Genomic DNA, 25,463 nt, shown 5'->3' on the forward strand with positions numbered 1-25,463 from the left:
GATTGTTTTTTTACGGAATCAATTCAATTTTATTATTGTTTTTTACCATTTCTTCTTTGGCGTTTTTTTCGAGTTCACGCAAAATGTCTTTCGGATCCGAAATTTCTTTTCCATTCACATTAATCATGACTTTAGAATTTGGTCGGGAAAGAATTTCTCGCATTCCCTGCACCGGATCATTTTCGTATTGTTTGAGCTGCTTTACATATTGTTGACGATTCACTTCCAGTGGTTTTTTCTTGGTATACGGAATGTTTTTTCCTTCGGTATTGAGTTCTTCCTTTTGGACTTCCACTATCTTTTTTATTCCTTTCAGTTCAATTTTGTGGCTTCCTGTTTGATCGGCAATCTCGACAATCAATCCTGGAAGTCCAGAAAATTTATACGGCCCATCTTGAATCGGAACATCGGTGGTAAACCAAGCTTCCCAATTTCTGCCAGCAAAATTGGCGGTTGCTTTTTGAACTTTAAATTCGCCTATCTGCTTTTTATCTGACAAAATCTTCCAGTTGGGTTTTCGGTCTTCTAAAACTTTATAAGAATCATTGCCGATGTTGGACACCAAAAAGGTTTTATATTCGGGATACGTTTTTTCTACTTCATAACTGATGTCACTACCCGACTGCTGCCTTGAAACTGAAATACTTCTCATTCCTGAAGCCATTTGCTTTTTGATGCTTTCATTCACAATAGAATCGTTTTCAAATGCTTTTTTACTGTAATATTTTGAACCATTTTTATTGATATCCAAATATATCCATTCGGTTTTCAAACTGTCTATTTTGGTAGAATCTGGACGAAATTTATATTCATAAATCATCCGATTATTTTGTGCAGAAACAATTAAACCAAAAAATAACAGCAGTAAAGTTGTTTTTTTCATGAGATCTTTTTTTTAAAATAATAATTTTATCGAAACTTTGATTAAATAGAAATTGCTGTGTTTATTTAAAATTAAATTTCACTGTAAACATCACTTGAGTTGGTCTAATTTCAATACTGTTTCTAGTTGTTGAGAAATAGGTCGTATTATAACTGATGGTTTCGTATAATTTTCTGTTGGCGATATTCAACCATTTGATTTCGAAATCGATTTTTTTCTTTGCCCAAGTGTATTGGTAAGAAAGATCGTAGAAAGAATTTCGAAGATTAGTTGCTCCTTGCGAAGTAGTAACATCATCCCAAACAAAACCGATGGTGTGGTTTTCTATTGGGTAAAGGAACAAGTTCATATTGTGATTCCAACCAGAATTTCTGTTCACATTATTTCTATAATCATCGCTATTTTTATTCCAGTTGAATGAGACATTATAATCTAAACTCATCCAAGAAAAATAGGTATTATTGAATTTTAGTGCTAAACTTTGTCCGTTGTTTTTACTTTCAATATAATTATCAAGATTATTCTCATCCACCAAAATACTGTAAGAATTAGAATCTCTGTTGCTGAAATTTACGGATGCGTTGGTTTTAAATTTCGGGAAATACTTACCAACTTCAGCGCTTTCACTTTGAGAATAAGAACTGTTATCATTGTACGCTAAAGTCACCGCAGATGCTCCAGAAAGGAAAGGAGTTGACTTGGTGATAATATTTTTCTGAGCATCATTATAACTATACCGAACATTAAAGAATAAATTATTCAGTGGATTTCTATATTCTAATCGGGCTGAAGAATTGATATTTCTGTTTTCTGGTAAAAGATTGCTATCTCTAACATTTAAAGATTTTGGACTTGTTAAAATCGAACCGTCATAAACTGACCCGAAATTTCCGTAACTATAATTCAAACCACCATAGGCAGAAACTTTATAGAAAGAAGCAAAATCATAACTTCCGTAAAAAGTAGGTTCAAAAACAGTTTTGCTGATTTCAGAATCTTTAGCTCTAAGTTCATCTTTGTAATCCATGTTGTACATGTTCAAAGGCAAATTCATGCTTAAGTTGAAGGCAGTTCCTTTATAGTTAACGCCAACCTGAGTATATGGATTTAATTCATTCCATTTCATCCGGTTTTGGAAACGGTCATCTAATAAATCTCGGTCACCATACAATTGAGAATTCATATCATTAAAAGATAAATTTAAACCAACTTCTGGAGTAAAAGTCCATTTCTTGTGAGAAAAACCAACCGAAGCTGAATGGTTTGCTGTAAAGGTTTTTAGAGCAATACTTTGATCTAATCTGCCATAATGAACACTATTAGAATCCCGACCAAACTGTTTGTCAAGGTCAAAGAAGTTTTCGTTGGTAGCAGACAAATTTTGACGGTCTGTTTGATAAGAAATATAGCTCATGAAATTCACCAGTTTTTCTTTCCAGGGAATAATTGTACTTAATGAGTTCTTGAAAACGCCCGTTGGTGCGCTCAGTGCTTCATCCAGAGAAATATTTTTTAGTTTAGGATCTGGAACGGCCATATCGTATCTCGTTCCAGCGAATCCACGATCCTCATTCCAGAAACCATTCCAGGTTGTGGTGTTTTTAAAGAATCCTTTCTTGGCATTTTTGGTAATAATGATTTCTCCTTTTGCAGCATTGCTATAAAAATTATTAGATTCTTCATTCGTTATTTTTCCGGCTTTAAAGAAACCGGTATCTTGCTCATAAATGGTTTCACTTTTAGAATCTCTGTTAATTGAGTTATTGGTATAACTCGTACTAGCTTTTAATTCCCATTCTTTACTTTTAAATGGATTGGTCAAAACATTGGCAGAGAAAAAATGTACATTGTTCATCAAATATCTTTTTTCAGGAATATTTGGCGTGCTTGCTTTATCAACACTCAACCAATAATTTCCGGCAGATTGTCCTCTTCTACCTTCGTAACGATTTCCGAAAGCCAACATATTTCCTTCTCTTTCTACGCTTTCGCCGTTATTATTGGCTTTATAATTCACCACCCACTGATTTTTCTGTCCGAAAAACATTGGTGTCAATTTTACATTCCAGAGCAAAGGATCCAGTCCAACACCTATTTCTCCACGACCGGTCATCGTTACAGCTTTCTTTAATTTAATATTAATAGCAGCATTTTCTGAAGGAACTTTATCCTGAAGAATTTTTACTGGTTGGTGATTTTCCAATACCTCCACTTTTGAAACGGCTCCTGTTGGCAAAGAATTATTGATGGTTCCGTAACCACCTTCCATTAAATCTTTTCCGTTGACATAAAATTTATTGATGGGTTCACCTTGGTAAAGAACAGTTCCATCTTTATTGACATCAATCCCAGGAATTTTCTTTAGTACATCAGAAAGTGTTCGGTCCGATTTACTTTCAAAAGCTTTAATATCATAAGAAATTGTATCGCCTCTTTTGGTAATCATTTTGGCTTTCAACTTTACTTCTTTAATTTCAGTAGCGTCCGGTTGCAAAGTGAAAGTCTGTGTTTGATTTTCATTTTTCACTACTTTTTGCAACGGTTTTTGATTAAAGGCTTTGATCTTCACATCAACATTTTGCTCTGGCGTGGTAAACGTTACTTTGTATTCTCCTTTAGAATTGGTGATTGAATAAGCGATGATTGCATCTTTGCCCACTTCCTCTACCGTAACACTTGCGCTCGGAATTGGTTGACCATCAGTATCTATAACTTTCCCACTAATAGTAGATTGTGCCCAGGAATAAACGGCAAAGAACAAAACAAAAAGAGTCGAAATTTTTCTCATGAAAACATTTATTAATTAGTACTAGAATCGCCACAAATGTTACAGCGAACTGATATGATGCGTGATTCAGCAGAAGGTTAAAGAATAATCTCATTTTCAATCTACCATAAAGTAATATGGAAATCATTTTTTTAGTAATTTTGTTGATCTAACACTTGCTCCTATGGGACTTCATTTACAACCTATCGATATCGTAGAGTCGATTACCAAAGAAGAATTTCGCGAAAAGTACCTGCTGCCAAGAAAGCCTGTGGTAATTAAAAACATGTCGAAAAATTGGCCCGCTTACGAAAAGTGGACCATGGATTATATGAAAGAAATGGTTGGAGATGTTGAAGTTCCGCTTTATGATTCGTCGAAAGCAGATCCTTCCGCACCGATTAATTCCTCGGCAGCAAAAATGAAATTTACCGATTATATCGATTTAATTAAAGAGAAACCGACCGATTTACGGATTTTCCTTTTTGATCCCATTAAACAGGCACCGAAACTTTTAGATGATTATATTTCTCCAAAAGACTTAATGGGTGGTTTTCTAGACCAATATCCGAATATGTTTTTCGGTGGAAAGGGCTCAGAAACTTTCCTGCATTTTGATATTGATATGGCTCATATTTTCCACACGCATTTTAATGGCAGAAAGCATATTTTGCTTTTTGACAATAAATGGAAAGAACGACTTTATCAAATTCCGTACGCAACTTATTCGCTGGAAGATTATGATATTGCCAATCCTGATTTTGAACAATTCCCTGCTTTAAATGGTATTGAAGGAATTGAATGTTTTCTGGAACACGGTGATACTTTGTTTATGCCGACAGGCTGGTGGCATTATATGAAATATCTGGATGGCAGTTTTTCAATTTCTCAAAGAGCTTGGGACAAATCCTGGGCGGTAAAAGCACATTCCCTTTGGAATCTAACTATTCAGCGAAACTTCGACAATTTTATGAAAAAGAAATTCAAGAAAAAATACATGGACTGGAAAGAGAAAAAAGCCATCGAACGAGCAAATCACGCTTTGAGAAAAGGTTTACCGAAATAGCAAAAAATGCTTTTAGAGATTATTCTAAAAGCGTTTTTTATTTCAGGATTTTTTAAATTTCTTTAAAACATCTGTAGAATAAAGAGCAAAAAAGATAAGAAGGGGTTGAAAAAATAACCTCATCAATCTTTTGGAATCCGTATCTAATCCGAATCCGTCGCGATGGTCTATATACTGAGCAATGTTTCCTGGAAAAACCAACACAAAGAAAACAGCCAACGCTAAACCTACGTATTGCTTTTGTTTCGTAAAGAAAATCATGGCTAATCCAAAAATAATTTCCACCACTCCAGAAGCTAAAACCACGAAATCTTTGGAAAGTGGGATCCAGTCCGGAACTTGCGCCTGAAATGTTTCACGAGCATAAGTAAGGTGGCCAATTCCTGCCAAAAGCATAAAGACGCCCAATGCTATTCTTATTAAATTTTTAATCATCGTTCGCTATTTGTGTTTATTTAGATGAATATTTTAAATTTATAAAATTCTATAAATCGGATATAAACCAACGCTTCCTTCGTAATAATCAGAATGTTTGTAAACCCATTCCAGCTGAGCATTTCCATCTTTTGCAAAATCAGGATTGGCGATTTTTTCGAATTCGAAAGCGGTTCTTAAAACCTGATTGTTTTTTAATAAATCTGCAGCAGTATCTTCGAAAACATAATCAGAGAAGTATTCTTTTTGACCGAGTATCCCATCAAAGAAATTCCAGTTGAAGAAAGAATCAGTTGCTTCCGGCTCTAAAGTTTCCAATAAATATTTTACACCGTATTGTTTAGTTGAAACTAAAAAATCTCCTTTTCTGAATTTAAAGTTTTTCGTTTCCGATTTTACTTGGGTATCGTAATGAAGATAATGTCCTTCGTAAGGACTCTTTACCGTTTTATAATCAGCAATCCGATATTGTTGTGAAAAAATGGTGGAATCCTGTTTAATTTCCTTAATCACAATATTATTCCGTTTTAAATAGTCCAAAACTTTTTGTTCTGATTTCGGAATCACATAAAAGGTTGGAATTGAAATTTCTTTAGTAGGAATATATTGGTTATAAAACTTTACTTTTCTGTTAAAAGGTTTATTTCTATCATAGAACAATCTTGGTTTTCCAGAAACTTCACTTGGTTTTTTGCCAGCTTCAAAACCTTTGAAATCAATCATTTGAAATTTTGTACTGTCTACTTTCCATTGAATTGGATATTTCTTTTTAGGTTGGTAATCTGCCAAACTTTCAGCCATTAGTTTTTGAATTTCCCTGGCGTTTTTGGCGGTATAATTAATGGAACTCAGCATGTATTCATAAGTTGCACGAACACGGTCTTTATAAGGTTTCAGCATGTGTGTCTCGGCAACTGTTCCCATTGTATTAAATAACGTTGTATAACCGGTCGCATATCTCGGAGAATCCATAAATGCAGGAAAACCTTCATCCGGAGAATCACCGTGAATATTGACATAAGGCGTGGTCAGAATTCCTTGTTTTTCTAAAGTTTGTAGAATTTCAGGTTGCATTTTTTGGTTGAAATAATTCCCGATTTTTCCGCCCAATCTTTCCTTGTTTGTAGAAATATAGGTGAATAAGTATTGGTAATCTGCACCGTTGCTTACATGATTATCGATGAAATAAATTGGTTTAAAATGCTGAAAAATCTGTTGAAAAGCTTTTGCGTTTTCGGTATCGTTTTTAATGAAATCACGGTTCAGATCATAGTTTCTCGCATTGCCACGGAAACCATATTCTTCAGGACCGTTTTGGTTAGCTCGGCTGTGTGATCCTCTTCTTAACATTCCGGAAATATTATAAGCTTCAACGGCGACGATTTTCAGATTTTTAACCGAAAGTTTTCCAGTTGCGAAATCCCGCATCATCATCATGGTGGCATCTATTCCGTCGGGTTCTCCAGGATGAATCCCATTATTGATAAGGATTGTCGGAACGTTTTTATCTTTTGAATTATTAAAAATGACCACTTTTATAGGTTCTCCATTATCGTCAGTTCCAAAAGATTCTGTTGAGATAGTTTTAAACTCTTTCGCCAAATCATCGTAATATTTTACCATTTCTGCGTAGGTCGTAGTTTGGTTTCCGTTGCCTTTTTCGTAGGGTGTTTGATATTTCATTTGTGAGAAAATTAAGGTTGAACTTAAAAGGAAAACTGCGGTTAGAAATTTCATTGATTTTAATTTACACGAAATTACAAAAAATAGTATCTTTATTAACTTATGAATTACCTGAAACTCTTTCTATTCTCAATTATTTTAATTGGCTGCAAAAAGAAATCTTTTGCGGACAATATTGTTTTAACGAACAATAATAAAATTGACATGAAATTCCAGGAGTTTAATGAAGGAATTGGCGAATACGGCTCGTCAATAATTTACATAGGGAAAATAAAAGATTTTATTCCGATTAAGTATTATGTCTCGATGTTTGCACCGCCACCGCCTCCTCGTCCTCTTGGTTATGTGAAAACAGAAAAAGATATTAATGATTCTATTGTCTTCAATAGAATGCGTGACAAATATTTTCATAGTGAGTTTGGTAGAATGCAATTTTCAAATAAACCGGTCAAGTTTGATTCTCTTACTCACGATCTATTAGAAATTGTCGTGAAACCAAACGATACAATTCCTCATTTTATACTTGATTCTTCGAGAAATATTAAAGCATATCAATCATTCCCTGTATTTGTGAAAAATATTTCCGGTAGAAAGATTACACTTCGTGAATATCAATCATTAGGAATTTTTGTACTTAACAAAAAGAATAAGTGGCAATTAATCTGGAATGATAATGCTTTTGTTTGTGGAGATGATATGTTAAACCGAAGATACTGGATTTTGAATCCTAATGAAATTATCGTCTTTTCGGTTAACTATTTTAAAGGTGAAATGAAAACGAAATTTAAAGTTGGGTTATCGGATAGTTTTTTATCTAAAGAATTCGAAGGAAATATTAATCCGAAATTATTTGAAAAGCAGAGTAGAATTTTTGAACTACAATAAAAAAATTCCTGAACGAATTCAGGAATTTTTAATATTATATAGTCTTTGAAGAAGCGAAAATCTGCAGCCCGGCTTGAGTGGAGCTCTTTTTATCCGCCGCGGCGGATAAAAAAGCGGGAACGGAAGACGGAAATGTCTGCCCAAATAAATAGATTAATCGTTCAGCTTCAACACCGCCATAAATGCAGATTGAGGAACTTCTACTCTACCAATTTGTTTCATTTTCTTTTTACCTTCTTTCTGTTTTTCCAACAGTTTACGTTTACGGGAAATATCTCCACCGTAACATTTTGCAGTAACGTCTTTTCTTAAAGCTTTGATGCTTTCTCTGGCAATAACTTTGGCTCCTAAAGCTGCCTGAACCGCAATATCAAACTGTTGTCTCGGAATCAGTTCGCGTAATTTCTCACACATTCTTTTTCCAATATAAAATGCGTTGCTATCGTGAATTAATGAAGAAAGGGCATCTACCATATCGCCATTGATCAGAATATCCATCTTCACTAATTTGGAAGCACGGAAACCAATCGGATGATAATCGAAGGACGCATATCCTTTGGAAACAGATTTTAAACGGTCATAAAAGTCAAAAACAACTTCTGCTAAAGGCATGTTGAAAACAAGCTCTACCCGATCTGAAGTCAGATAACTTTGACCAACAATTTCCCCTCTTTTTTCGATACACAAAGTCATTACCGGACCAACATAATCTGACTTGGTAATGATGGAAGCTTTGATAAACGGCTCTTCAACGCGATCCATTATCATCGGATCCGTCATTTCGGAAGGGTTGTTAATTAAGATCATGGTATCTGGATCTTTTTTGGTATAACCGTGGTAAGAAACGTTGGGCACGGTCGTAATAACGTCCATGTTGAATTCTCGGTCTAATCTTTCCTGAACGATTTCCATGTGAAGCATTCCAAGGAATCCACAACGGAAACCAAATCCAAGTGCTGCGGAACTTTCTGGTTCGAAAACTAAAGAGGCATCATTCAAACGAAGTTTTTCTAAAGAGAAACGCAGCTCTTCAAAATCCTCAGATTCGATTGGATAAATCCCGGCGAAAACCATTGGTTTCACTTCTTCGAAACCGTCGATTGCTTCTGTAGCGCCGTGTTCAAAAGTGGTGATGGTATCTCCTACTTTTACTTCGCGGGCATCTTTAATTCCGGAAATAATATAACCTACATCGCCCGTTTTAATTTCTTTCTTCGGGGTTTGTTTTAATTTTAAAGTACCAACTTCATCGGCTTCATACATTTTGTTGGTCGCCATGAATTTAATTCGCTGACCTTTTTTAATACTTCCGTTAACGACTTTGAAGTACGCTTCAATTCCACGGAAAGGATTATAAACAGAATCAAAAATTAATGCCTGTAACGGTCCGTCTTCATTTCCAACCGGAGCGGGAATTCTATTAACAATATGTTCCAATAATTCATGAACACCTTCACCAGTTTTTCCGGAAACGCGTAAAACATCTTCATATTCACAACCAATTAAGCCCATGATTTCATCGGTAACTTCTTCTGGATTTGCAGAAGGTAAATCGATTTTATTCAAAATTGGAATGATGGTTAAATCATTTTCCAAAGCGAGATATAAGTTGCTTATTGTTTGAGCCTGAATACTTTGTGCAGCATCAACGATAAGAAGCGCTCCTTCACAAGCAGCGATAGAACGTGAAACTTCGTAAGAAAAATCAACGTGTCCCGGAGTATCAATTAGGTTAAGAACATATTTCTCACCATTTAATTCATAATCCATTTGAATGGCGTGAGACTTAATAGTAATCCCGCGTTCTTTTTCAATATCCATGTCATCCAACGTCTGAGACTGGAGTTCTCTTTGGGTCACCGTATTGGTATATTCCAAAAGTCTGTCTGCCAAAGTGGATTTACCGTGGTCAATATGTGCAATAATGCAAAAATTCCGTATGTTCTTCATCTATAATTATCGTAATCTGCAAAGATAATGAAAGTGAATAGAAAATAATCATTTTTTATCTAAAGTCAAAATTTACTTTTCAAAGCTGTATTCTCCATTTAAAAAATCGATATAAATAGGATATCTTTCATCCTTTAAAGCTTTATTATATTTTACATTAAACTCTATTCCTGCGGCAATTCCACCCACTACGCCGAATAGAAAATAAGCAGAAGACACATTAATTTCCTCCGGAAACAACATATATTTATTACCCATCACAAAATAGCCTCTCTGATCTTTTTGTAAATCAAGAAATCCAGCTTGCGTATTTTTATAGGCTTTTCCATTTTCTACATAACTGTAAATTTTTCTAGCCGGAATTCGCTCATCTTTGGAATTGACCGCTCTCACTACTTCATCTTTATTTTTGATAAGTTGGTAATTGTCAATTGGTGTTTGATTAAAGAAACTGTTATAATCCAGATAAACCCCATCTTTCAAACCAGTTTCGGAAAAAGCAGGATAATTTGATTTTAAGGTTTCGTTATAACCAATCAATTCATTGCTGGGAATTGCAATACCTAAAGGAGCTGCGCGATAAGTATCGAACATTAATTTTTGGAGAACCTTTTGTGTATTTTCTGAAAAAACATCGGGAATTCCACCCACTTCTTTTGTATTTAAACTAATGACATTATCGTATCTTTTTAAGAAATAATAGCTATTATCTTTCTTAAGGAAAGTACTGAATTTCATTTCTAACACACAGAAAATTTCTTTGTTGCGAATGTCATTTGAAATATTCAAACCTTCTACAAGCATTACAATGTCATTGGTCCCCTTGTCTCTTTTTTTATTGGCCTTTTCGAACCAATTTTCAAGATCTTGACTTAAATTATCGGTCGGGAACTTGAAAGAATAATATTTTCCTCTGAATACAATATCTTTAATTGTTTGATCTTTCCGTGCATCAATAACTTCAAAACTCCTCGTAGTTCCTGTATAATCTTTCACAGGATAGTTCAGTTTTACAGATTGCTTATTTTGAGCAAAAAGTAAAAACGGTAACATAACTAATAAAAGTCCTTTTTTCATTTGAAATTGTTTGTTACGAAAATACACGTTTAGCTTGAATAAAGAACGACCTCTACAATAAAATTATAGAGGTCGTTCAAACATTAAAAAAATAAACTATTATCGCCTGCGCTGCGGACTCGGATTTCGGGGTCCGTCTTGTTTTTTGTCTAATATCTTGTTGCGCATTTTCCCTTCGGTTTGATACATTTTCAAAACCTGTTGTGGAGAAATCACTTTCATGAATTTCTGCGCGTAATTTTTTCTATTGTCCAGAAGTTGTTGACCAACTTCGAAACTTTGATTGAGTTGCTTAGTCGCTTCCTCATCACTCATATTATCGTAATCTTCATTAGCCGTAAACTTCGATTTAATATCATTTTGCTTATCCTGATATTCTGTATAAAGACTTTTAAATTCGGGTTGACTGTTTTGGGGAACAGCTAATTCTGCAATAATCATTTTCTCGCGAAACTCCTTCAAAAGCGACATCCTTTCATTTGGATTCATTTTCTGAATCACTTCTTTTCTTTGCTCTGGCTTCATGCTTTTCCAGTCATAAGTCAGTTGTTGTGCGAAACTAAACTGGACTGCTAAAATCAGGGCTAATGCTGCTGCTATCTTTTTCATCATTTTTTTCTTAATTATACAAATCCAAATAAATGTCTTGTTCTGTATTTCTTCCTACATCTGCCAATTCTGCAGAAGTAAAACTTGCTAATATTTGATCAACCTGAACTTCAGGATTTGGTGATACTTTCAGTTTCTTTTGATCAGCAAAACTCACATTTCCTTTCGTTTGAATAGTAGCTGGTTCTGTACTTTCTTTTTGATGAGTTTGCTCTACAGAAGTTAAATCTTTTTCTAAAGTTTGCAGTGCAATTGTTGCTTCTTTTTGAGGCTTATCATTTGGTAATGTATAAGTTGCAGAGTTATTCGCACTAGAAGCATTTTGTCCGAACAATTGAGTTTCTGCTGTAGAATCTGAATTAACAAATACCGTTACTCCAACTATAAGTGCTACTGCAGCCGCAGCTCCATATGCCCAATTTAATTTTATAATTTTCCCTTGCTTTACAGGAACAGTTTCTAGCAGCACTTTGTTTTGCATGTCCTCAAAAAAACCATCCGGCATTTTGAAAACATTCTCTCGTTCTAATTTTTCTATATCAAAATCTTTCATTTCTAAAGGCTCTTATTCTGTGTAATTCTGTTTAATATACTCTTCCACTTTCTGTTTGGCATAATGGTAATTGGTTTTACAAGTTCCGACCGACATTTCTAAAATCTGCGCCATATCTTCGTAAGGCAAATCTTCATAATACCTCATATTGAAAACCAATTTCTGTTTCTCCGGCAACGTGTTAATCGCCTTCTGCAATAAAACCTGTATTTCATCTGCATCGGGCTGCACATTATCTGCTACCAAATTATGAAGATGATTGGTAGAATCCTCATCGGATTTCTGCATTTTCTTCAACTTATTCAATTGCTGCAAAGATTCATTCGTTGCAATTCGATAGAGCCAAGTGTATAACTGACTCTCCCGTTTGAACTGATGAAAATTTTGATAGGCTTTGATAAAAGTATCCTGTAAAATATCCTGTGCTAAATCGTGATCAACAACAAAACGCCGTATATGCCAATATAACCTGCTCTGATAAGCATCCATCATCAGGCGAACTCCCTTTTCACGGGATTTTTCGCTTGACATCAACTCGATAATTTCGGCTTCCTGGATCTTCATTGAGATGCTTTCGTTGTTTGGATGGTAAATATATTTAAAAGTTAAATAACACTTCAATTTTTAGTCCAAACCAAAATAAGTATCTTTGTTCATATTCCTTTTTATGAAGATTGTCATCATCGGTTCGGGAAATGTTGCCTACCATTTAGCAAAGGCTTTTCAAGAAAATAAAATCCCGGTTTCCCAGCTTTTTGGACGAAACGAAAACGATTTAAAATTCATTTCCGACCAACTGCAAATTCCTTTTTCCACTAATCATTTAGAAGATGCCGATTTGTATCTGATCTGTGTAAGCGACGGTTCAATCGGTGAAGTTTCTAAAATGATTACTAAAGAAAACTGTTTGGTGGCACATACTTCAGGTTCTTTACCAAAAGAAATATTAGAAGGAAATTACCGAAAAGCCAGTTTTTATCCGTTGCAAACCTTCTCTAAATCAAAAGAAATCAACTATGCTGAAATTCCATTTTTTGTAGAATCAGAAGATGAACAAGATTTAGAATTACTAAAGAATCTTGCTTTAAAAGTTTCAGAAAAAGTAATGGTTTCAACTTATGAAAAGAGAAAATACATTCATCTGACGGCCGTTTTTGCCTGTAATTTTGTGAATCATCTTTTTGCAAGAGCAAAGGAAATTTCAGATTCGCAAGAAATTCCGTTTGACTATTTTTTACCTTTAATTAAAGAAACTACGCAGAAAATTGAAATATTAGAACCCAAATTAGCACAAACTGGTCCGGCCGTAAGAAATGATGAAAGAGTTTTGAAACTTCATGAGGAATTAATTTCCGACGAAGAACAATTGAAAATTTATAAAATAATGAATGAATCGATAAAGAAAATGTATGAGTTATAAATCGAATTTAAAAAATATAAAAGCCTTTGTATTTGATGTAGACGGCGTTTTTACAGACGGAAGTGTTTACCTAATGCCCGACGGAAGCATGTGTCGCACCATGAATGTCCTCGATGGTTATGCGGTGGTTAAAGCCAGAAAGTATAATTATCCAATTTGCGTAATTACCGGTGGCGATGATCCAATGGTGCGAAACAGAATTAGCTATTTGGGAATTACTGACTATTATGCCAAGATTGGTAATAAAATGGAGAAGTTTGAAGAATTTAAAGCAAAGTACAATTTGCAAAATGAAGAAATTCTGACGATGGGAGATGACTTACCAGATATGCCAATGATGAAAATTTCTGGAATTTCAGCTTGTCCGGAAAATTCGGTTGCCGAAATAAAATTAATATCTGATTATATTTCACCAATTCAGGGTGGGAAAGGAGCCGTTCGAGATGTTATCGAGCAGGTGATGAAAGTTCAGGGAAAATGGTTAGAAGACGATACAAGAAGCACTTAATTAATTGATTTCAAGTTTTATATGAAAATATTATTAGCATCAAATTCTCCGCGTAGAAAAGAATTATTAAAAGAATTAGGTTTCGATTTTGAAGTCGTTTCTGTAGATTGCGATGAAGTTTATCCAGATCATTTAGAAGTCGATCAAATCGCTGCTTACCTGTCAGAATTAAAGTCAAATGCATTTCGTCCTTTAAATGAAGGCGAGTTATTAATCACTGCAGATACGATTGTTGCACTTGATCAAGAGATTTTAGGAAAGCCAAACGACGAAGTTCATGCCAAAGAAATGCTGCAAAAATTATCCGGGAAAACGCATCAAGTTTATACTGGAATTACCTTACGAACTTTAACAAAAACCATTACTAAAACTGATGTTGCCAATGTTGAATTTGACGACATTAATGACGAAGAGTTGGACTTTTATATTAAAAAATACAAGCCATTTGACAAAGCTGGAAGCTATGGAATTCAAGAATGGTTAGGCATGGCAAAAATCAAAAATATCCAGGGAAGTTTCTACACGATTATGGGATTACCAACCCATTTAGTATATTCTCTACTAAAAGATTTCGAACAAGCCTCTTATTAAAACAAAAAATCATTATTTTTACAAAATTAACAAGTATTTTAATAATAAAATACAGATTTGAAAGTTATTATCCAATAATGAAAAAAACGATACTTTTCCTATTAGCAATCACGGTTTTTAATTCGTGTTCGACCCGAAAAAAGACGAATGATTCTACATTTATGAAAGGATTTTTCTCTTACTATAATACGCTCTTTAACAGTAAAGATGCGCTGGAAACTGAATTAAAAAATAGAGATAAAGCCCATAAAGATAATTTCTACGCTCCTTATATTCAATTGCTTACTCATGATGAGCAACCTGTGGGAACTAATTTTCAGTCAAATGCAGGTGGAATGTTTGGAAATGATCCAGTTGGATCTGGCGCAAGTTCAGAACAAGCATCACCCACTAGAAATAGAAATACTATAGGTCCGCCTTCTCCTCCAGGTTCTTCATCAGCTATGGGTGCACCGGGATCTTACGGTAATAATGGTGGACAAAATTCTGGAATGAGAAAAGGAGCTTCTATTTTAGAAATTTCGGAAGCTAAAGCATTAAAAGCCATCGCCAACTATTCGGTAATGAAAGGTGGTGTAGAGAAAAATAAAAAGATGTTTGATGCTTATATTTTGTTGGCACAATCGAGATTATACCGCAATAAACCATTGGAAGCTTTAGACGGATTGAATGTTGTTTTCGCCAATATGGCTAAAGATAAAAGAATTCCTTTAGCAAGAATTTATCAAGCTCAGGCGTATTCTAAAATGGAAGATTACCATAGAGCTGAAGAAGTTTTTGCTGATTTGAAAAAAAGTAAAATCAAAAAAGAATACCGTAAACTTTTAGAAGTTTATTATTCTGAAATGTTGCTGCAATCCGGTAAAAAACAAGATGCTGTCAACGAACTGGATGATGCATATGTCGTTAATAAAAACAGAAAATTAAGAAGTAGAATCGCTTTCTTAAGAGGACAAATTTTATCAGAACTTGGTAGAAATGAGGAAGCCAGAGAAAGTTTTGCATTGGCTTATAAAAATGCTAATAATTTCGAATTTGAAGTAAAATCTCAAATTGAGATTGCAAAAACCTTCAACGGAAAAGATGATGATTACCAAGGTGCAAAATCTTATTTAGAAAAAATAAGTAAGAAAGGAACGTATGCTTCCCGCAAGAATGAGTTCTACTATGCTTTAGGTTTAATGGCCAATAACGCTGGAAAAAAAGACGAAGCTAAAGCATTTTTCGCACAATCACTGAAGGAAAAAATTTCTGATCCACAAGTTCGAGGTTTAACTTATTATGAAATCGGAAAGGCTTATTTCGACGACAGCGATTATCTTTCTGCTGGTGCTTTCTACGATTCTTCACTTGCGGTAATGACTTATCAACCTTCAAAAATTCTTTTAGAAGAGCGATCTGCAAACATTAAAAAAGTATCTGCAAATTATTATTTAATTAAAAGAAACGACAGTATTTTGGCTTTAACTAAAATGCCGGAAGAAGAAAGAGTTGCTTATTTTAATAAATTAATAGAAGGCATAAAAACCAAAGAAGCTCGCGAAGAGTTACAACGAAAGAAAGACGAAAGAAGCAAAGGTTTTGATACGGGAGATTATTCTGCCAATTCACCTTTTGCAGGAAATGCCAGTGGATTTGAAGATTATGGTGGAAGCAAAGGAGGATTTTATTTCGCAAATTTAGGTACGGTTGCGAAAGGAGAATCTTCTTTTAAACAAATTTGGGGAAACCGTTCTTTAAATGATAACTGGCGAACTTCTGCAAGAACTAATTCTATCGAGGATATGAAAAACGAAGCGATGGGAATTACCAATGCACCTGATCCGAGAAGATTAGAACCGAGTTTTTATATCGAGAAAATTCCGACGAAAACTGCAGAGATTTTAGCCTTGAAAAAAGCGAGAGATACCGCGAGTTTAGGAATTGGAAGAATGTATGAAACTTATTTTTCTGATACGCCACTTGCCACAAAAACCCTTTATGATCTAGCCGATACACAACCCGAAGAAGATATTAAACTTCAAGCGTTATATCAGATTTTCGCCTTTAATTATGAGAAAAACCCAAGTGCTGCGGAAAGAGCAAAACAGATGATTTTAGCTGAATATCCTTATACTTCTTATGCGGAATTTGTTAGAAATCCTAAAAATAATTCGTTCTCACAATCGGCTGAAGAAGTAGAAAAGTTATATGCTCAAGCCTTCGATTTGTATGATAAAGAAAAGTATGAAGAGAGTAGAACCTTAATTGATGGTGCTTTGGCGAAATATCCAAAAGATGCTTTGGTTCCGAAATTTTCTTTGCTAAATGCTTTTAATATCGGAAAAACGGCTGGCAAGGAAATCATGATTTTGCAACTAGAGCAAATTGCTTTGAACTACGCTAAAACTCCAGAAGGTGAAAAAGCGAGAGAAATGCTAAAGTATTTGAAAAGCGATTTACAAGTGGAAGCAACAGACGATTCTGGAAATATAGTTAATTCTAATCCACCAGCTTCTGATGCTCAATCAGAAGCTCCTGTACAAAGCGAAAAGGGTAGTCCTGTAATGAATAGCGATGATCCACCAAGCGTACCAGCAGTTCCTAAAAGCAGAAATTCAGAACCAACATCTCCCAACAAAAATGGGATGCAAGCTGTACAAGCAACAGCGGTCGAACAACTAAGAGTAAAGTAAACAAAAAAGCGAAGATTAATCTTCGCTTTTTTTCTTTTTAACTCCCTGAAAATCCTTTAAATAAAAGGGTTCAAAATAGGCCACATCTTCAAATTCCTTTCGGTTGTATTTTCCGATGGCTTTTTTAATTAAGTATTTCGCCGATGGATAAACAGTTTCATTAAAATCAGCATTGGGCAATTGTAGAATCTCTTTCATTTTTTTAGCGCCATCACCTACAAACAGAATCTTTTTATCCTGATATTCCTGATAAGAAGTTTCATCTAAAACTTTCGCTTCGGTCTCACTTAACATCTCGCCTGAATTACCGTCAAAAACAGCTGAATAAACCTCCATTCTTCTGGCGTCGATTACTGGAATGATGAAATCGTAATCACCGTTTAAAAAAGGCTCTATCATCGTTTCCAAAGAATTGATGGCAATCAAAGGAATATTTAATCCATAACAAAATCCTTTTGCAGAAGAAGCGCCAATTCGAAGTCCTGTGTAAGAGCCTGGACCTTTGCCCAAAGAAACAGCTTCGATGTCTTTTAAAGTTAGTTTTGCACCTTCTAAAGCCCACTCAATATAGGTGTGTAAACTTTCGGATTGTTTATAATTTTCGGAAACTTCTTCACATAAACAAAGCAATTCTTCACCATCAGAAATGGCAACAGAACAGTTTTTGGAGGAAGTTTCAATATGGAGAATTTTCATTTTTTTAATCTAACAATTTAATAATGTAGCAGTTTAACAATAAAATTATTTTCTATGAATCGTGCGAGGTTCACTTTGAGCACTCGGATAAATCGTTAAATCAGAAATCATAACGTGTTGCGGTGCATTAATACAGTAAGCAATGGCATCTGCAATATCTTCAGCTTTCAATGCTTCGTAACCCTGATAAACCGTTTTTGCCCGGTCTTCATCCCCTTTAAATCTCACTTTTGAAAAATCGGTTTCTACAGCACCAGGTTGAATATTGGTCACTTTAATTCCAAATTCGGTTAGTTCTAAACGCATTCCATCGGAAATAATATCTACTGCTTTTTTGGAAGCGCAGTACACAACACCATTTGCATAAGTTTGTCTGGCAGCAACAGAAGAAATATTTACGATATGTCCAGAATTTCTTTCTTTCATTCCCGGCATAATCATTTTAGAAACATATAATAATCCTTTCACATTTCCGTCAATCATCATATCCCAATCATCTATATTTCCATCAATTAAAGATTCTAAACCGTGCGCATTTCCTGCATTATTAATCAAAATATCAATATTTCTCCAATCTTCAGGAAGTGCTTCAAAGGCAGTTTCTACTTCATGATAATACCTTTGATCAAAGTTTAAACTAAAGATTTCGGTATGCTCTGAAAGTTCGGTTTTTAGGTGGTCTAAAACTTCAGTTCTTCGTCCACAAAGAATTAATCTGAAACCTTGTTTTGCTAAACGTTCTGCGGTAGCTTTTCCAATTCCGGAAGTAGCTCCAGTAATAAGTGCTGTTTTCATTATTAAAATATTTACGGTCTGTTAATTGGCATCGAAACTTTGAAAGGCATCTTCGAGATGCGTAATTTGTAATCTTCCTTTTTCATCGGGTAAAACGGCGATGATATCAAACCGAACTTCCTGATTAAGATTTCTGTCTTTCATAAAAAAATCGGCAACCATTACCAATGATTTTATTTTCTTTTTGGTGACTGCTTCTTGCGGTTCCATGAAGATATCGCTTCCTCTGGCTTTCACTTCCACAATGATAATTTGATTTTGAAACTCGGCAATGATATCGATTTCACCTTTTTGATATCTGAAATTTTTGACCAAAATTTTATATCCTTTTTCAGCTAAAAAAGAAGTGGCTAATTCTTCTGCAAGATTTCCAAATTCATTATGTTCTGCCATTATTTAATCAATTGATAAGCCCACCAAATTAATAAAATCTGCAAAGGCAATCTTAAAATAGTCCACCAAAAACCTTTCTTTTTCTTCACAAAATACTTTCGCGACATTTCAATATTGGCTGGGAACACTGCTACAAATAAAGCCATTGTTAAATAAGCCCCTATATTTTGAGTCGCAGAAAATAGAAATAATAAACCACAAATTACTTCAGCAACGCCACTTAAAATAACCAGTAAGAAATGCGCAGGCAAATAGTCCGGCATTATTTTTAAATAAAATTTCGGCTTTATAAAATGTAGAATTCCGGCAATAATAAGCAAGAATGCTAATATATATTTTGAAATTTCTAACATGATTTTAAAATGCTACTGAATTCTTTTTACCAACATTTAAAGTAATTTCGGCTCCAATAATCAAAGGGTTATTGTGAAAAATATGTCCATTTGGAAAACCAAAAAGAGTAGGGAAGTCGTACTTTTCTAACCGCTGTGAAATCAGTTGATACGCGAAATCGTCAAAACTATCTTCGTAGTTTATGTTGTCTTTTTCGTCGCCCATATTGGTCATTCCACCTACAATTAAACCACTGATTTTTGTAAAAACTCCGGCTAATTCCAAACTCATTAACATGCGATCTAACGCATAATAATTCTCACCAATATCTTCTATAAAAAGGATTTTATCTTCAAAATTAAAAGAATAGGGTGTTCCTAAAAGTGCGTAAATCAAAGCTAAATTCCCGCCGATTAATTGACCTTCAACGTTTCCATTTTTATTTAATGGATTGCTTACAATACTATAATCGGGTTTCTCGCCTTCTAAAATATCGAAAATCAAGTCATAACTTTCATCGGTAACTCCAAAACTTGAGGTTTTAATGGTTTGTCCGTTAATCGAAGCAAAATTATTCTTTAACAAAAAACTTTGAATCACGGTATTATCCGAATATCCGATATACCATTTTGGATTTTTCTTAAACCTTGAAAGTTCTAAATGTCCTAACAAATGCTGACAACCATAACCGCCTCTGGAAGCCCAAACCGCAGAAATATCATCATCATTAAAAGCCCAGTTAAGGTCAGAAATTCGCTCTTTTTCAGTTCCGGCGTAATTGTATCCGTTGGAGAATTTACTGAACAGATGTTTGCCTAAAACCGGTTCAAAACCTTTTCCCTTTATCATTTCTAAACCCTTTTCCAATTGCTTTTCTTCCACTGAACCAGCAGGAGAAATAATGGCAATTTGAGCTCCTTTTTTCAAGGATTTTGGAAATAGGATGTCTTTCATTATTGAATATGTTTTTGTTCAATCTTTTCTGCCTGTTCTAACTTTTTATCAAATTGATTGAACTTTTTGAAGCTCTGCAAAAAGATAAAAATACTGAAAGCGACCAAAATATAACCCACTGCTTTTCTAATTTTATTCGCTACGTTTTGAGTCAATTTATCATGAAATACTTTAGCCAAATAAATTTTAAAGAAATCAATCATCAGGTACGTTCCGACGACAAGTCCCATGTATAATAGAAAATCTTCAGTTTTAGGATAAGCATTTCTAACCGAAATTACCGTTACTAACCAAAAAAGAACTACACCGATATTTAAAATATTAAAGAAGAAACCATTTAAAAAAGTTTTAAGATAATTCTGATTGATCAGTTTATCTTCTCCCGGTAAGTGCATTTTCGTTTTAGAAACGACCATATAAAGAGCATAAATAAAAACAATAAGGGCCGTAATTCTATAAAAACCCGGATGCTTATCGATAATTTCTACCAAATCGCCACTTGCAAAATATGCAGCGACAATACATAAAATATCAGCCAATACAACACCGCAATCTAAGGTGAATGCATGTTTAGGACCACGCGAGAAACTTGTTTCTATCAGCAGAAAAAAAATCGGCCCGATGAAGACAATACTCAACATAATTCCTAACCCGACGGCTGAAAGTATAAGTTCTATCATTAATAAATTTTAGAAAATGAATTAGTTTTAATACAATTCATTTTGCAGTGATGTGCAAAAATACGTTTTACGATTCAATGATTTTAAAATCCAATTGTTTCTGGATTAAATTCGCCTTCATTACTCTAATCGTAACTTCATCACCTAATTGATATTTATTTCCTGTTCTGCTGCCGTAAACTGCGTGGTTTTTGGCATCGTAAGAATAAGAATCGTCCATTAAATCTCTCAATTTAATAAGACCTTCTGCACCGTTTTCAGGAATCTGAACCCAGAATCCAAAATCAGCAACGCCGGAAATAACACCCGTGAAATCTTCACCCAAATGTTTTTCCATAAACTTCACCTGCATGAATTTAATGGAATCTCTTTCGGCATCAGACGCCAATTTTTCCATCGCACTGCTATGTTTGCACTTATCTTCTAATTCTTGCTTTTGAGTTGATTTTCCGCCATCTAAATAATGCTGCAACAAACGGTGCGCAATTAAATCGGGATAACGACGGATAGGAGAGGTGAAGTGGGAATAATAATCGAAGCCTAAACCGTAATGCCCAATAGGATCGGTGGAATAAATCGCTTTACTCATCGAACGCATTGCCAAGGTTTCAATCATATTTTCTTCGGGTTTTCCGTGAACATCAGCTAATAGCTTGTTCAATGATTCTGCTACTTTTTTGGTATTTGCCAAATTCATGGTGTAACCAAAAGTTCCAACAAAATCGCGCAAAGCTTCTAATTTTGCAGGATCTGGATCATCATGAATTCTATAAATAAAAGTATTATTCGTAGGAACTCCTTTCTTATTTAAAGAAATAAATTCAGAAACTTTTCGGTTAGCGAGCAACATAAATTCTTCAATCAAATGATTAGAATCTTTACTCACTTTAAAGTACACACCAATAGGTTGACTGTTTTCATCTAAATTAAATCGAACTTCGCTTCTATCAAAAGTAATCGCACCGTTTTCGATACGGGCTTTTCTCATGATTTTCGCCAATCGATCCAACGTTAATATTTCTTCAACTAAATCTCCTTCCTGGGTTTCAATTCTTTCCTGTGCTTCTTCATAAGCGAATTTGCGATCAGAATAAATGATGGTTCTACCAAACCATTCGCTTTGGATTTCGGCTTTATCATTTAATTCAAAGACGGCAGAAAAAGTATATTTTTCTTCGTTTGGTCGAAGTGAACAAACGTCATTACTTAATACTTCAGGTAACATCGGAACTACACGATCTACTAAATAAACCGATGTCGCACGTTTATAAGCTTCTGCATCGATGATTGTTCCTGGAGTAACATAGTGAGAAACATCGGCGATATGAACGCCAATTTCCCAGTTTCCGTTTTCTAATTTTTGAATAGAAAGGGCATCATCAAAATCTTTTGCATCTTTTGGGTCAATGGTGAAAGTACAAACTCCGCGCATATCACGGCGTTTTGCAACTTCGTGGTCATGAATTCTACGGTCGATTTCCTGAGCTTCTCTTTCAACATCTTCCGGGAATTCATAAGGCAATCCGTATTCTGCTAAAATGGAATGAATTTCTGTTTCGTGTTCACCTGGAGCTCCTAAAACTTTGATAATTTCACCTTCAGGATTTTTTTCTCCCGCTTTCCAGGCAATCATTTTCACAATTACTTTATCGCCATCTTGTGCACCACCAATTTTACCTTGAGGAACGAAAATATCAGTATTGATGTGTTTTTTATCACCGACTACGAAACCGAAATCTTTATGTTTAATAAACTGGAAAGTTCCCACGAACTGATCGCGTTTTCTTTCTATGACTTCCAAGACAGAACCTTCTATTTTTTTACCTTTAAATTTGTAAGTAACAATTAGTACAGTATCGCCTTGTAGTGAGTCTTTTACGTTTTTAGAATGCACAAAAATATCTTCATCTAAACCAGCAACTTTTACATAAGCATTTCCGGTTTGGTTAAAATCGATGGTACCGGTTAAAGTACCTTCAATCTTAAGATTAATGATATATTTTCCTTTTTCAACTTCTTTAATACGTTGATCAGACAATAGTTTGTGAAGTGATTGAATCACCAATTCACGTTGTCTTGGATTTCTATAATCGATGCCGTCTGAAATCTGTTTATAGTTATAAACTTTCCCAGTTTTTTCGTTCATAAACCGCAAGATTAATCGTCCGATTTCCTGTAATTTGTGATTATTTTTATCTGAGAAATATTTTCCTTTTGCCATAAAGTATGGTTTGTATTTATATAGAAGAAGGGTTTAACAAGTCGAAATCTTTTCAACTCTGTTTTGATGTCTTCCACCTTCGAAAGGAGTATTAAGGAATGTGTCAACAATATCTATCGCTAATTGACTGGCGATATAGCGGGCAGGAAGCGCAATCATATTCGCATCATTATGTTGACGCGCAAGACCAGCAAGCTCCGGCATCCAACATAAGGCACATCTTATTTTCTGATGTTTATTAGCAGTCATTTGAACGCCATTTCCACTTCCACAAATAAGGATTCCTAATTCATTTCTTCCTTGTTCAATGGAATCTGCAGCAGGATGTACAAAATCGGGGTAATCCACAGAGTTTGGGGAAAAGGTGCCGAAATCTTCTACTTCAAATTTGCCTTCCAAATGTTTTTTTATGATTTCTTTGTATTCGAAACCTGCATGATCGCATGCTATTGCTATTTTTTTCATGACTATTCTTTAAAACTCAATTTTCAATTCAGACAAATTTAAGATTATTAAAATAAAAAGCATTCTATAAAAGATTAAATCTTTGTATTCCTTATATATGGATAGTGAAATATACTTTAATCTTATTGGTCTTCATTAAAAAAGGAATCATTATAAATAACTTGGGGATAACGTATAAAATGAGTGTTGATAAGTAAGTTGAACATTGTCTTTCAGAATCAAATTTAAATTCATAATGGACTTTAATTTCCAATCAAACCAAATAATCTTTCATAAAATTGTGGGGGTTCAATTCTTAAGTTGTTAAGATTTCGGTTATAAATATTAACTTTTATTTACAGTTATTAACATTTGTTAACAACGTTTATACATATATGATAATCAAGTGTTTAAAATATGGATAAAGTATGATTAACTCCCCAAGAAAATGGGGTCAACTAAATGTTTTATTTTTCTCCACATACTCCCAAACTACAACAACATCATTCATATTCTTTTTATATAAAAAAAAGGTATTGTAGATAAGATGAGTATTTGTGAATTGTGGATTTTTAAATCGAAATTAATTTTGAATCGGGGGAATTAATAGTAAATTTGTGAAACTTAAAACGGAGAATATTTTATGAAAACAATTAACGATTTTAACTTCAAAGACAAAAAGGCTTTGGTAAGAGTAGATTTCAATGTTCCGCAAGATGCGACTTTGAAAGTAACCGATAATACGAGAATTCAGGCTGTAAAGCCTACCATCGAAAAGATTTTAAATGATGGAGGATCGGTAATCTTAATGACTCACTTAGGTCGTCCAAAAGGTAAAGTTTCAGAAGAGTTTTCTTTAAAAAATATACTTCCTGAGATTGAAAAAGTTTTACAAAAATCAGTTAAATTCTGTTCTGACTGTATCGGTGAAGACGCAAAAAGAATGAGCGCTGAATTACAACCTGGCGAAATTCTTTTATTAGAAAATCTACGGTTTCACAGTGAAGAAGAAAGTGGTGATGTCGCGTTTGCAAAACAATTAGCTGACTTAGGAGATGCTTACGTTAATGATGCTTTTGGAACTGCTCACAGAGCACATGCTTCTACGGCAGTTATTGCACAATATTTTCCTTCAACTAAGTTTTTCGGTTTACTGATGGCTAAAGAATTAGAAGCGATAGATAAAGTACTGAAAAGTGGTGAAAAACCAATTACTGCAATTTTAGGAGGTTCAAAAGTTTCCAGCAAGATTACGATTATTGAAAATATTTTGCCGGCAATTGATAATTTAATTATTGGTGGTGGAATGGCTTTTACTTTTATTAGAGCTTTGGGTGGAGATATTGGTAATTCGCTTGTAGAAGTTGATAAACAAACATTGGCTTTAGAAATTTTAGAAAAAGCTAAAGCACAGAATGTAGCTGTTTATTTACCGGTAGATGTAATTATCGCTGATGACTTTAATAATGATGCCGAAAGAAAAGAAGTTGATATCTATGAGATTCCAGATGGTTGGATGGGTCTTGATGCTGGAGTTAGATCTAGAACATTATTTCATGACGTTATTATGAATTCCAGAACTATTTTATGGAATGGTCCTATTGGTGTTTTCGAAATGTCTCATTTTGCGGCAGGAACTGTTGCTTTAGGAGATAGTATTGCCAAATCTACCAAGTTAGGTGCATTCTCACTTGTAGGTGGCGGAGACAGTGTTGCTTTTGTAAAGCAGTTCGGATATGATGACAAAGTAAGTTATGTTTCTACCGGTGGAGGAGCAATGTTGGAAAGTTTGGAAGGAATGGAACTTCCAGGTGTAAAAGCAATCAATAGTTAATTTTGTACTAA

24 protein-coding genes are annotated in these 25,463 nt (G+C 34.5%); 7 read left to right on the top strand and 17 right to left on the bottom strand.

Features of this window, described 5'->3' with window-relative positions:
• Positions 1 to 10: 10 nt before the first annotated feature.
• Complete coding sequence (locus tag Q73A0000_RS12435; protein WP_193811252.1) at positions 11 to 883, bottom strand: GLPGLI family protein; 873 nt, start codon at positions 881 to 883, stop codon at positions 11 to 13.
• A gap of 61 nt (positions 884 to 944) precedes the next feature.
• Complete coding sequence (locus tag Q73A0000_RS12440) at positions 945 to 3,671, bottom strand: TonB-dependent receptor (RefSeq protein ID WP_193811253.1); 2,727 nt, start codon at positions 3,669 to 3,671, stop codon at positions 945 to 947.
• 163 nt (positions 3,672 to 3,834) lie between these two features.
• Between Q73A0000_RS12440 and Q73A0000_RS12445 the strand changes: the two genes are divergently transcribed.
• A complete protein-coding gene (locus Q73A0000_RS12445) occupies positions 3,835 to 4,716 on the top strand; it encodes a cupin-like domain-containing protein (protein ID WP_193811254.1) in 882 nt (293 codons plus the stop codon).
• A gap of 42 nt (positions 4,717 to 4,758) precedes the next feature.
• Here Q73A0000_RS12445 and Q73A0000_RS12450 read toward each other — a convergent pair whose 3' ends face one another.
• On the bottom strand, positions 4,759 to 5,151 hold the full coding sequence (locus tag Q73A0000_RS12450; protein ID WP_193811255.1) for a MauE/DoxX family redox-associated membrane protein: 393 nt from the start codon (positions 5,149 to 5,151) through the stop codon (positions 4,759 to 4,761).
• 39 nt (positions 5,152 to 5,190) lie between these two features.
• Positions 5,191 to 6,888, bottom strand: coding sequence for a M14 family zinc carboxypeptidase (locus tag Q73A0000_RS12455; RefSeq protein WP_193811256.1), 1,698 nt, complete (start codon positions 6,886 to 6,888; stop codon positions 5,191 to 5,193).
• Positions 6,889 to 6,936: 48 nt separating this feature from the next.
• Here Q73A0000_RS12455 and Q73A0000_RS12460 point away from each other — a divergent pair, with 48 nt between their 5' ends.
• Positions 6,937 to 7,719 (top strand): hypothetical protein, encoded by a 783-nt coding sequence (locus Q73A0000_RS12460; RefSeq protein WP_193811257.1) that lies wholly within the window; start codon positions 6,937 to 6,939, stop codon positions 7,717 to 7,719.
• A 153-nt stretch (positions 7,720 to 7,872) separates the two neighbouring features.
• On the opposite strand, the gene lepA is transcribed toward Q73A0000_RS12460, so the two are convergent.
• The 5 genes from lepA to Q73A0000_RS12485 form a co-directional block, all read right to left on the bottom strand.
• Positions 7,873 to 9,669, bottom strand: a complete 1,797-nt coding sequence (gene lepA / locus Q73A0000_RS12465; protein ID WP_193811258.1) for a translation elongation factor 4 — start codon at positions 9,667 to 9,669, stop codon at positions 7,873 to 7,875.
• A gap of 72 nt (positions 9,670 to 9,741) precedes the next feature.
• Positions 9,742 to 10,746: a hypothetical protein gene (locus Q73A0000_RS12470; protein ID WP_193811259.1), complete on the bottom strand. Its 1,005-nt coding sequence runs from the start codon at positions 10,744 to 10,746 to the stop codon at positions 9,742 to 9,744.
• Positions 10,747 to 10,845: 99 nt separating this feature from the next.
• On the bottom strand, positions 10,846 to 11,358 hold the full coding sequence (locus Q73A0000_RS12475; protein ID WP_244140741.1) for a hypothetical protein: 513 nt from the start codon (positions 11,356 to 11,358) through the stop codon (positions 10,846 to 10,848).
• A 7-nt stretch (positions 11,359 to 11,365) separates the two neighbouring features.
• A complete protein-coding gene (locus tag Q73A0000_RS12480; RefSeq protein ID WP_193811260.1) occupies positions 11,366 to 11,908 on the bottom strand; it encodes a hypothetical protein in 543 nt (180 codons plus the stop codon).
• Between the two features lie 12 nt (positions 11,909 to 11,920).
• Positions 11,921 to 12,472, bottom strand: a complete 552-nt coding sequence (locus tag Q73A0000_RS12485; protein ID WP_193811261.1) for an RNA polymerase sigma factor — start codon at positions 12,470 to 12,472, stop codon at positions 11,921 to 11,923.
• 103 nt (positions 12,473 to 12,575) lie between these two features.
• Between Q73A0000_RS12485 and Q73A0000_RS12490 the strand changes: the two genes are divergently transcribed.
• The 4 genes from Q73A0000_RS12490 (at position 12,576) to Q73A0000_RS12505 (ending at position 17,102) form a co-directional block, all read left to right on the top strand.
• Entirely contained in the window at positions 12,576 to 13,328 is a 753-nt protein-coding gene (locus Q73A0000_RS12490) for a Rossmann-like and DUF2520 domain-containing protein (protein WP_193813723.1), read from the top strand.
• Entirely contained in the window at positions 13,318 to 13,836 is a 519-nt protein-coding gene (locus Q73A0000_RS12495) for a KdsC family phosphatase (RefSeq protein WP_193811262.1), read from the top strand. Before Q73A0000_RS12490 ends, Q73A0000_RS12495 begins: the two co-directional genes overlap by 11 nt.
• A gap of 21 nt (positions 13,837 to 13,857) precedes the next feature.
• Positions 13,858 to 14,427, top strand: coding sequence for a Maf family protein (locus tag Q73A0000_RS12500; RefSeq protein ID WP_193811263.1), 570 nt, complete (start codon positions 13,858 to 13,860; stop codon positions 14,425 to 14,427).
• A gap of 77 nt (positions 14,428 to 14,504) precedes the next feature.
• Positions 14,505 to 17,102 (top strand): tetratricopeptide repeat protein, encoded by a 2,598-nt coding sequence (locus Q73A0000_RS12505; protein ID WP_193811264.1) that lies wholly within the window; start codon positions 14,505 to 14,507, stop codon positions 17,100 to 17,102.
• 15 nt (positions 17,103 to 17,117) lie between these two features.
• Here Q73A0000_RS12505 and tsaB read toward each other — a convergent pair whose 3' ends face one another.
• From tsaB to rpiB, 8 genes are all read right to left on the bottom strand, one after another.
• On the bottom strand, positions 17,118 to 17,798 hold the full coding sequence (tsaB, locus tag Q73A0000_RS12510; protein WP_193811265.1) for a tRNA (adenosine(37)-N6)-threonylcarbamoyltransferase complex dimerization subunit type 1 TsaB: 681 nt from the start codon (positions 17,796 to 17,798) through the stop codon (positions 17,118 to 17,120).
• Between the two features lie 45 nt (positions 17,799 to 17,843).
• The gene (locus tag Q73A0000_RS12515; RefSeq protein ID WP_208458778.1) at positions 17,844 to 18,593 is read right to left on the bottom strand and encodes an SDR family NAD(P)-dependent oxidoreductase; all 750 of its coding nucleotides are present in this window, start codon (positions 18,591 to 18,593) and stop codon (positions 17,844 to 17,846) included.
• A 21-nt stretch (positions 18,594 to 18,614) separates the two neighbouring features.
• Entirely contained in the window at positions 18,615 to 18,986 is a 372-nt protein-coding gene (locus tag Q73A0000_RS12520) for a YraN family protein (protein ID WP_193811266.1), read from the bottom strand.
• Positions 18,986 to 19,339 (bottom strand): MauE/DoxX family redox-associated membrane protein, encoded by a 354-nt coding sequence (locus Q73A0000_RS12525; protein WP_193811267.1) that lies wholly within the window; start codon positions 19,337 to 19,339, stop codon positions 18,986 to 18,988. Before Q73A0000_RS12525 ends, Q73A0000_RS12520 begins: the two co-directional genes overlap by 1 nt.
• Before the next feature lie 4 nt (positions 19,340 to 19,343).
• A complete protein-coding gene (locus tag Q73A0000_RS12530; protein ID WP_193811268.1) occupies positions 19,344 to 20,273 on the bottom strand; it encodes an LD-carboxypeptidase in 930 nt (309 codons plus the stop codon).
• Complete coding sequence (locus Q73A0000_RS12535) at positions 20,273 to 20,953, bottom strand: LysE family translocator (RefSeq protein WP_193811269.1); 681 nt, start codon at positions 20,951 to 20,953, stop codon at positions 20,273 to 20,275. The genes Q73A0000_RS12530 and Q73A0000_RS12535 overlap by 1 nt, the downstream gene beginning before the upstream one ends.
• Positions 20,954 to 21,020: 67 nt before the next feature.
• Positions 21,021 to 23,174, bottom strand: a complete 2,154-nt coding sequence (rnr, locus tag Q73A0000_RS12540) for a ribonuclease R (protein ID WP_193811270.1) — start codon at positions 23,172 to 23,174, stop codon at positions 21,021 to 21,023.
• A 33-nt stretch (positions 23,175 to 23,207) separates the two neighbouring features.
• Positions 23,208 to 23,639 carry a ribose 5-phosphate isomerase B gene (rpiB, locus tag Q73A0000_RS12545; RefSeq protein WP_193811271.1) on the bottom strand — a complete coding sequence of 144 codons (432 nt, stop codon included), beginning with the start codon at positions 23,637 to 23,639 and terminating at the stop codon, positions 23,208 to 23,210.
• Between the two features lie 622 nt (positions 23,640 to 24,261).
• On the opposite strand from rpiB, the gene Q73A0000_RS12550 reads away from it, so the two are divergent.
• Positions 24,262 to 25,452: a phosphoglycerate kinase gene (locus Q73A0000_RS12550; protein ID WP_193811272.1), complete on the top strand. Its 1,191-nt coding sequence runs from the start codon at positions 24,262 to 24,264 to the stop codon at positions 25,450 to 25,452.
• The last annotated feature ends 11 nt before the right edge of the window (positions 25,453 to 25,463 follow it).

Origin of the sequence: Kaistella flava (ex Peng et al. 2021), assembly GCF_015191005.1 — a bacterium.
Taxonomy (GTDB): domain Bacteria; phylum Bacteroidota; class Bacteroidia; order Flavobacteriales; family Weeksellaceae; genus Kaistella; species Kaistella flava.